This is a genomic window from Arthrobacter sp., assembly GCF_030540645.1.
Lineage (GTDB): Bacteria > Actinomycetota > Actinomycetes > Actinomycetales > Micrococcaceae > Specibacter.
The window spans coordinates 1-7,387 of the sequence record NZ_JAUNVV010000012.1; the positions used below are offsets into that span (position 1 = coordinate 1).

A 7,387-nucleotide genomic window follows, 5' to 3' on the forward strand; every position below is an offset into this window, starting at 1 on the left:
CGGTGCCAAGTCCTGCCGTGCGCGGGGCTTAGTACTGGTTGACTTCGAAGCCGCCGCTGTTGACCAGGGCAATGATGGCGATGATGTAGATGATAAAGCCGATGACACCGAGAATGGTGAAGATCCAGCCCAGGATCACGCCAACGTTGGCGGGTGTGTTGTTGGTGAAGCCGGCCGCTGCGGACTTCTTCTTGGCAATGATCGAGACGATCAAACCGGCCAAGGAGAAAACAAAGCAGAGTACCAAGCCGATGATGCCCAAGGTCTTGCCCGGATCCTCAGGCTGCATGCCGTATCCGGGCTGGCCGTAAGCCTGCGGCGCCTGCGAATAGCCTTGGCCCTGCTGGCCGTACTGGCTCTGCTGGCCCTTCTGGCCGTACGGGTTCTCGGGGTTATGCGTCATTTTTTCCTCTCAAGGGAAGTTGCTTACGTGAATCGTGATGATTTCCTGTTCCATGCTTTCATGCCTTGGCCCAAATGGCCTGTACGTGACATGGGGAGTCCTGCCCATCGGGGTACGGTGTGGCGCCGACGGTCCGGGGTGTTCGGCTGCGACACATCAGGGGTAGCGTTAACCCCATGAGTCTTGCGCAGGAGATCAACCGTGTTGTGGCACCCTTTGAAGTCATCAGTGAGTTCCAGCCTGCCGGCGACCAGCCGGCGGCGATCAAGGAACTGACGGAACGCATTAACAATGGGGAGAAGGACGTGGTGCTGTTGGGCGCCACCGGAACTGGAAAGTCGGCCACCACGGCGTGGCTGATTGAACAAGTCCAGCGCCCCACGTTGGTGCTGGTGCAAAACAAGACCTTGGCCGCCCAGTTGGCCAATGAATTCAGGGAATTGCTGCCCAACAACGCCGTTGAATACTTTGTCTCGTACTACGACTACTACCAGCCTGAAGCGTATGTGCCGCAGTCGGACACGTTCATTGAAAAAGACTCCTCCGTCAACGAGGAAGTGGAACGCCTGCGGCACTCGGCCACCAACGCGCTGCTGACCCGCCGAGACGTGATCGTCGTGGCCACCGTGTCCTGCATCTACGGTCTGGGTACCCCTGAAGAGTACGTGGCCGGAATGGTCACGCTCAAGCGGGGCGATACCATGAACCGCGATGATCTGCTGCGCAAGTTCGTCAGCATGCAGTACACCCGCAATGACATCGACTTCCACAGGGGAACCTTCCGCGTGCGAGGTGACACGGTGGAAATCATCCCGATGTATGAGGAACAGGCCATCAGGGTTGAGTTCTTTGGCGACGAGGTGGAAAACATCTACACCCTGCATCCGCTGACAGGGGACATTATTCGGGAAGAAAACGAGATGTACGTCTTCCCGGCGTCGCACTACGTGGCAGGACCTGATCGGATGGCCCGGGCGGTAAAGCAAATCGAGGATGAACTGGCTGCGCGCATCAAGGAATTGGAAAGCCAAAACAAGCTCCTGGAAGCCCAGCGGCTGCGCATGCGCACCACCTATGACCTGGAAATGATGGAGCAGATGGGGTTCTGCAACGGCATTGAGAACTACTCACGGCACATTGACGGCCGCGAGAAAGGCAGCGCCCCGCACTGCCTTCTCGACTATTTCCCCGACGACTTCCTGCTGGTCATTGACGAATCCCATGTCACCGTGCCGCAGATCGGCGCCATGTACGAGGGCGACATGTCCCGCAAGCGCACGCTCGTGGACCACGGGTTTCGTTTGCCTTCGGCCATGGACAACCGGCCGCTGAAGTGGGACGAATTCCTGGAGCGGGTGGGCCAGACGGTCTACCTCTCCGCCACGCCGGGCAAATACGAGCTGGGTGTCTCGGACGGCTACGTCCAGCAGGTAATCCGGCCCACCGGGCTCATCGACCCGGAGATCATTGTTAAGCCCTCCCAGGACCAGATCAACGACCTGCTCGGGGAAATCCGCAAGCGCACGGCGAAAAATGAACGCGTGCTGGTGACCACCCTGACGAAGCGGATGTCCGAGGACCTGACCGACTACCTGCTGGGCAATGGCATCAAAGTCCAGTATCTACACTCCGATGTGGACACCCTGCGTCGTGTGGAACTGCTGCGCGAACTGCGCATGGGCGTCTTTGACGTGTTGGTGGGCATCAACCTTCTCCGCGAGGGCCTCGACCTGCCGGAAGTTTCACTGGTCAGCATCCTGGACGCGGACAAGGAAGGGTTCCTGCGCTCCTCAACGTCACTGATCCAGACCATCGGCCGCGCCGCCCGCAACGTGTCGGGGCAAGTGCACATGTACGCCGACAGGATCACTGCCTCCATGCAGTTCGCCATCGACGAGACGAACCGGCGCCGGGAAATCCAGGTGAGCTACAACAAAAATCACGGTATTGACCCGCAGCCGCTGCGTAAGCGCATTGCCGACATCACGGACCAGCTGGCACGAGAGGATGCCGACACGGCCGCATTGCTGGAAGAAGCCAGACTCAAGCGGGACGGCAAGAGCAAGGGCGGCAAAGGGGCCAAGGATGCGGTCGTCTCACGGCCAGCCAAGGAACTGGTGGCCCTCATCGAGGAGCTCACGGCACAAATGCACGGTGCCGCCGGGGACCTCCACTTCGAACTGGCAGCCAGGCTGCGCGACGAAGTGGGGGACCTGAAGAAGGAGCTCCGACAAATGCGCGAAGCCGGCCACGCCTGACAAGCGGCCGAAGCGGGGGGACTGCGGTTCTCGGAGCGGGGATGGATTTTCAAGGTCGCCCAGCGACCGAGGAAATCTTACTGCCCGCGAGAGGGCCGCAGGCCCCGCGTTCCAATAGCTCTCAGGAGGTGCGGCCCGGCTACGCCTCTTGCCCGGGGCTGCGCACCATCTGCAGCAGGCGTGCGAAGATGCCTTCGCCGTCGTCGGCAATGCCGTCGTGGTGGAAGCCGGCCGTCTCCCACACCTGCAGGCCGTTGACGGCCGCGGCCGTGGCCAGGGAGATGTCCCTGTCCACGTAGATGTCATTCGTGTATACAGCTGCTGCCGCTGGCACCTGGTTGCGCCCCAACTGCTGCGCATCGTAGAGCGCACCCCAACCGGCAGTTCGCGTGGCCAGCACGTCGGCCAGCTCCCGCAGCGGCACTAGCGCCGGATCCTGTTCGAAGTACCACGGGTACACCATTTCACCCGTCAGGAGAGGTTCGACGGCGTCCGGGCGGAAGTCGGGGTGGTTGGCGAGCACGCGTTCGGCCGCCCAGTTGCTCGCTTCACCTTGCACGTAGATTGACTCGTGCATGAGTGCATAGAGCGGGTTGGCTGCGCGGCTGACCTGCGCCGCAACAGCTGCCAGGAAGGAGTCCGAGAGCCGGGCGCCGTCGGGCGTGTCAATGAACGCGTCCTCGAAGACAAAGTGCAGGGCGTCGAAACGGGTGTTTCCACCGAGGAAGTTGCCCAGCATCTGCACCCGCTCAGGGGTCAGCCGTTCGCCTGTCGGCAGCAGCTCGGAGACGTCTGCCACGTGCGCCAGGATGCGGGCAAGGACAACGCGGTCCTGTGGGTACTTGGCAAAGTATTCGGCATTGCGCGGGCGCAACCGGGCAAAAGTGGCTTCGTACACGTCGTCTGCAGGCCCCGACAGCGGCCCCAGGCCGCCGGTGAACAGGGCCTCCCGCACACCCTCGGGAGCGAAGGACAAGTAGGTCAAGGCGCAAAATCCGCCATAGCTTTGGCCGAAAATGCTCCACGGCCCCGAGCCCAGCTCTGCGCGGATCAGTTCGGCGTCGGCCACGATGTCGGTGGCCCGGAAATGGGAAAGATAGTCTGCCTGCGCGGCGACATCGCCCTGCAGCGGCAGGCTCTGCCGGTTCGCGGGGGTGGAAAGTCCCGTGCCGCGTTGATCCAGCATCAGGATGCGGAAGTGTTTGGCGGCCTCGGCCAGCCAGCCGTTCAGGCCCGTGGGACGGTTGCCCTTGCCGCCGGGACCGCCCTGCAGGAACAGCAGCCAGGGCAGCTCGGAGGCGTTGAGCTGTGCGTCGCTGAGCTCCCGCGCAAAGAGCGTAATGGCCTTCCCCTCGGGGTTCGCGTGGTCCAGGGGAGCCTGAAAATAGTGGTCCTGGACCCGAAGTCCGCGGATGGTATAGGGCGCAGTGGTGCTCATGCGTGGGCGTCCACGGCCGCTGGTGCACCGAAGGCTCCCAGCTCCGCACCGTCCAGGCGGAACACGTGCCAGCCGTCCATGGGTCCGGCACCGAGCGAACCATAGAAGTTGATGGAGGGCTCGTTCCAGTCAAGGACGCTCCACTCCACCCGGGCGTAGCCACGTTCCACGGCGATGCGCGCCAGTTCACGAAGTAGCGCCTTGCCGTGCCCGCCGCCGCGCGACTCGGGCCGAACGTACAGGTCCTCAAGGTAGATCCCGTGCGTGCCCTCCCAGGTGGAGTAGTTCAGGAACCACAACGCAAAACCCACAATGGGCTCACCCGCAACCGGTGAATCCACCACGTGGGCGTATATCTGCGGGTTGGGGCCGAAAAGGTTGGCGTGCAGCTGCTCCGCCGTGTTCTTGACGGCGTCGGGCTCCTTCTCATAAACAGCCAGGTCGTGGATCATGCCAAGAATGGCGGGGACATCGGTGGGCACGGCGGTGCGAAGCAAACTCATGGTTCGAGTTTATCGCGCCCCGCTGTGCCACCGAAGTCGGTTACATGCGGCTGAAGTCCATGAAGCGTACGACGGCGGCACCGGCCTCGTTCGACGCCTCAAGATCCACGGTGGCCGTCATGGACCAGTCGTGGTTGCCTGCCGGGTCGGCGATGGTCTGGCGCACAGTCCACGTCTCGGCCGAGGGGGTGATGTGCAGCAGCGCCGGTCCGCGGGCAGCAGGGCCGGACTCGATGAACTCGTGCTCGTCCCAATAGTCGTCAAGGGCGTCGGCCCAGCGATCGGCATCCCAGCCGTGGTCGCCGTCGAGCGCGCCCAGTGCCGCGTAGTCGTCGTCGGCTGCCAACTCCACGCGGCGGAACATCTCGTTGCGGACCATGACCCGAAACGCCCGGGAGTTGTCGGTGAGCTTGGGCGGGGCCGGGGGAAGCGACGTCTCTTCCACGAGGTCGGCGGTGTCGCCGGACGTCATTTTCTCCCACTCGTCCAACAGGCTGGAGTCCACTTGGCGCACCAGCTCGCCCAGCCAGGAAATGATGTCCTCCAGGTCCTCGCGCAGGGCATCCTGGGGCACCGTCTGGCGCAGCGCCTTGTACGCGTCGGTCAGGTAGCGCAGCACAATGCCCTCGGAACGGGCCAGCGAGTAGTACTGCACGTACTCGCCGAAGTTCATGGCGCGCTCATACATGTCGCGGATGATCGACTTGGGGCTCAGCTCGAAGTCACCCATCCAGGGGGAGGCCCGGCGGTACACCTCGAAGGCCTCAAAGAGCATGTCTGCCAACGGCATCGGGTACGTGACCTCGTCGAGGATGGCCATGCGCTCGTCATACTCGATGCCCTCGCTCTTCATGGCCGCCACCTTCTCGGTGCGTTCACGCTTGAGCTGGGCGGACAGGATCTGGCGCGGCTTTTCCAACGTCGATTCAATGACGGAGATGACATCCAGTGCGTAGCTGGGCGACTCCGGGTCCAATAGGTCAAGGGCGGCCAGCGCAAAGGGGGAAAGAGGCTGATTGAGCGCGAAGTTCATCTGCAGATGCACTGTCAGGCGCACTGTGCGGCCGTCTGACTCCAACTCCTCCTCGGGAATGCGCTCCACCACCCCGGCGCCGAGCAGCTCGCGGTACATGCCCAGGGCCTTGCGCATGAGGACCCGCTGCTTCGACGGCGATTCATGGTTCTCCGTCAGCAGCTCCTTCGCTGCCTGGAACGGGTCCCCTGGACGTTCCAGCAGGTTCAACAGCATGGCGTGGGTGACGGTGAAGCTGGACGTCAGCGGCTCTGGCACGGATTCGGTCAGGCGCTTGAACGTTGGTTCGCCCCAACTGACAAAACCGCTGATGGGCTTCTTCTTCACCACTTGGCGAAGCTTCTTCTGGTCGTCGCCGAACTTTGCCACGGCTTTGGCCATGGCCTTCGTGTTTTCAATGACGTGGTCCGGGGCCTGCACAATCACGGTGCCTGCCGTGTCATAGCCGGCCCGCCCGGCACGGCCGGCAATCTGTTGGAACTCGCGCACCTGCAAAACGCGGGTTTTCACGCCGTCGTACTTGCTCAAAGCCGTCATCAGCACGGTGCGGATGGGCACGTTGATACCCACCCCGAGCGTGTCCGTGCCGCAGATGACCTTCAGCAGGCCGGCCTGGGCAAGCTGCTCAACGAGACGGCGGTACTTGGGCAGCATTCCGGCGTGGTGAACGCCAATGCCGTGGCGCACCAGCCGGTTCAGGGTCTTGCCGAAACCGGCGGAGAAGCGGAACCCGGCAATGAGTTCGCCAATTTTGTCCTTCTCCTCCCGGGTGCACACATTGATGCTCATGAGCGTCTGGGCGCGGTCAATGGCCTCGGCCTGGCTGAAGTGCACCACGTAGACGGGCACCTGCTTGGTCGCGAGCAACTCTTCGAGGGACTCGTGCACGCCGGTCTGCACATAGTAGTAATGCAGCGGGATCGGACGCTCACTGGAGGAAACAGTGGTGGTATCCCGGTTTGTCAGCTCCGTCAGTTCGCGTTCAAAGCGGCTGACGTCGCCCAGTGTGGCGCTCATGAGCAGGAACTGCGACTGTGGCAGCTCCAGCAGCGGCAACTGCCAGGCCCACCCGCGCTGCGGGTCGGAGTAGTAATGGAACTCGTCCATGATGACAACACCGACGTCCGCGTCTTCGCCTTCGCGCAGGGCGATGTTGGCAAGGATCTCCGCCGTGCAGCAAATGATGGGCGCATCCTGGTTGACGGAGGAGTCACCGGTGATCATGCCGACGTTTTCCGCACCGAAAATTTCGCACAGTGCAAAGAACTTCTCTGACACCAGCGCCTTGATGGGTGCCGTGTAGTAGCTGGCCGCGCCCCTGGCCATGGCGTTGAAGTGCGCGGCGATAGCCACCAGGGACTTGCCGGAACCCGTGGGCGTGGACAGGATCACATTGTTGCCGCTGACCAGCTCCAGTGCCGCTTCCTCCTGGGCCGGGTACAGCTCCAGGCCCCTATCCAGGGTCCACTCCAAAAACGCGTCCAAAACGTCGTCGTCGGAGGAGGTTTGGGTATCAAGGGTGGCAAGCTGTTCAAGAAGATTCATGGTCCTCCCAGCTTAGGCGGAAAGGGCTGTGGCAGGATAACGCCATGGGTGAAAAAGCATTTCTCTGGGAACCGCACAGATACCTGCAGTTCAACGATTTTCGCCAACGGCCGTTCTTTGACTTGACGGCCCGGATCGGCGCCTCCGCCCCTGCCCGGGTGGTGGATCTTGGCTGTGGGCCGGGCAATCTCACCGCCACGCTGGCCC

5 protein-coding genes and 1 pseudogene are annotated in these 7,387 nt (G+C 62.5%); 2 read left to right on the top strand and 4 right to left on the bottom strand.

What is annotated here, in order from left to right; genetic code table 11:
* Positions 1–28: 28 nt before the first annotated feature.
* Positions 29–403: a DUF4190 domain-containing protein gene (locus Q4P21_RS03920; RefSeq protein ID WP_303387538.1), complete on the bottom strand. Its 375-nt coding sequence runs from the start codon at positions 401–403 to the stop codon at positions 29–31.
* Between the two features lie 176 nt (positions 404–579).
* Between Q4P21_RS03920 and uvrB the strand changes: the two genes are divergently transcribed.
* The gene (uvrB, locus tag Q4P21_RS03925) at positions 580–2,661 is read left to right on the top strand and encodes an excinuclease ABC subunit UvrB (RefSeq protein WP_303387539.1); all 2,082 of its coding nucleotides are present in this window, start codon (positions 580–582) and stop codon (positions 2,659–2,661) included.
* A 139-nt stretch (positions 2,662–2,800) separates the two neighbouring features.
* Here uvrB and Q4P21_RS03930 read toward each other — a convergent pair whose 3' ends face one another.
* The 3 genes from Q4P21_RS03930 to Q4P21_RS03940 are packed head-to-tail and all read right to left on the bottom strand — an operon-like array spanning position 2,801 to position 7,180.
* Positions 2,801–4,099 (bottom strand): alpha/beta fold hydrolase, encoded by a 1,299-nt coding sequence (locus Q4P21_RS03930; RefSeq protein WP_303387540.1) that lies wholly within the window; start codon positions 4,097–4,099, stop codon positions 2,801–2,803.
* Complete coding sequence (locus Q4P21_RS03935) at positions 4,096–4,602, bottom strand: GNAT family N-acetyltransferase (protein ID WP_303387541.1); 507 nt, start codon at positions 4,600–4,602, stop codon at positions 4,096–4,098. The genes Q4P21_RS03930 and Q4P21_RS03935 overlap by 4 nt, the downstream gene beginning before the upstream one ends.
* Before the next feature lie 40 nt (positions 4,603–4,642).
* Complete coding sequence (locus Q4P21_RS03940) at positions 4,643–7,180, bottom strand: RNA helicase (RefSeq protein ID WP_303387542.1); 2,538 nt, start codon at positions 7,178–7,180, stop codon at positions 4,643–4,645.
* A 44-nt stretch (positions 7,181–7,224) separates the two neighbouring features.
* Here Q4P21_RS03940 and Q4P21_RS03945 point away from each other — a divergent pair.
* Positions 7,225–7,387: pseudogene (locus tag Q4P21_RS03945) on the top strand (trans-aconitate 2-methyltransferase); the annotation flags it as partial.

Coding starts and splice junctions, on each gene's coding strand:
- Q4P21_RS03920 (WP_303387538.1), bottom strand. CDS start 403: ATGACGCATAACCCCGAGAACCCGTACGGCCAGAAGGGCCAGCAGAGC.
- uvrB (WP_303387539.1), top strand. CDS start 580: ATGAGTCTTGCGCAGGAGATCAACCGTGTTGTGGCACCCTTTGAAGTC.
- Q4P21_RS03930 (WP_303387540.1), bottom strand. CDS start 4,099: ATGAGCACCACTGCGCCCTATACCATCCGCGGACTTCGGGTCCAGGAC.
- Q4P21_RS03935 (WP_303387541.1), bottom strand. CDS start 4,602: ATGAGTTTGCTTCGCACCGCCGTGCCCACCGATGTCCCCGCCATTCTT.
- Q4P21_RS03940 (WP_303387542.1), bottom strand. CDS start 7,180: ATGAATCTTCTTGAACAGCTTGCCACCCTTGATACCCAAACCTCCTCC.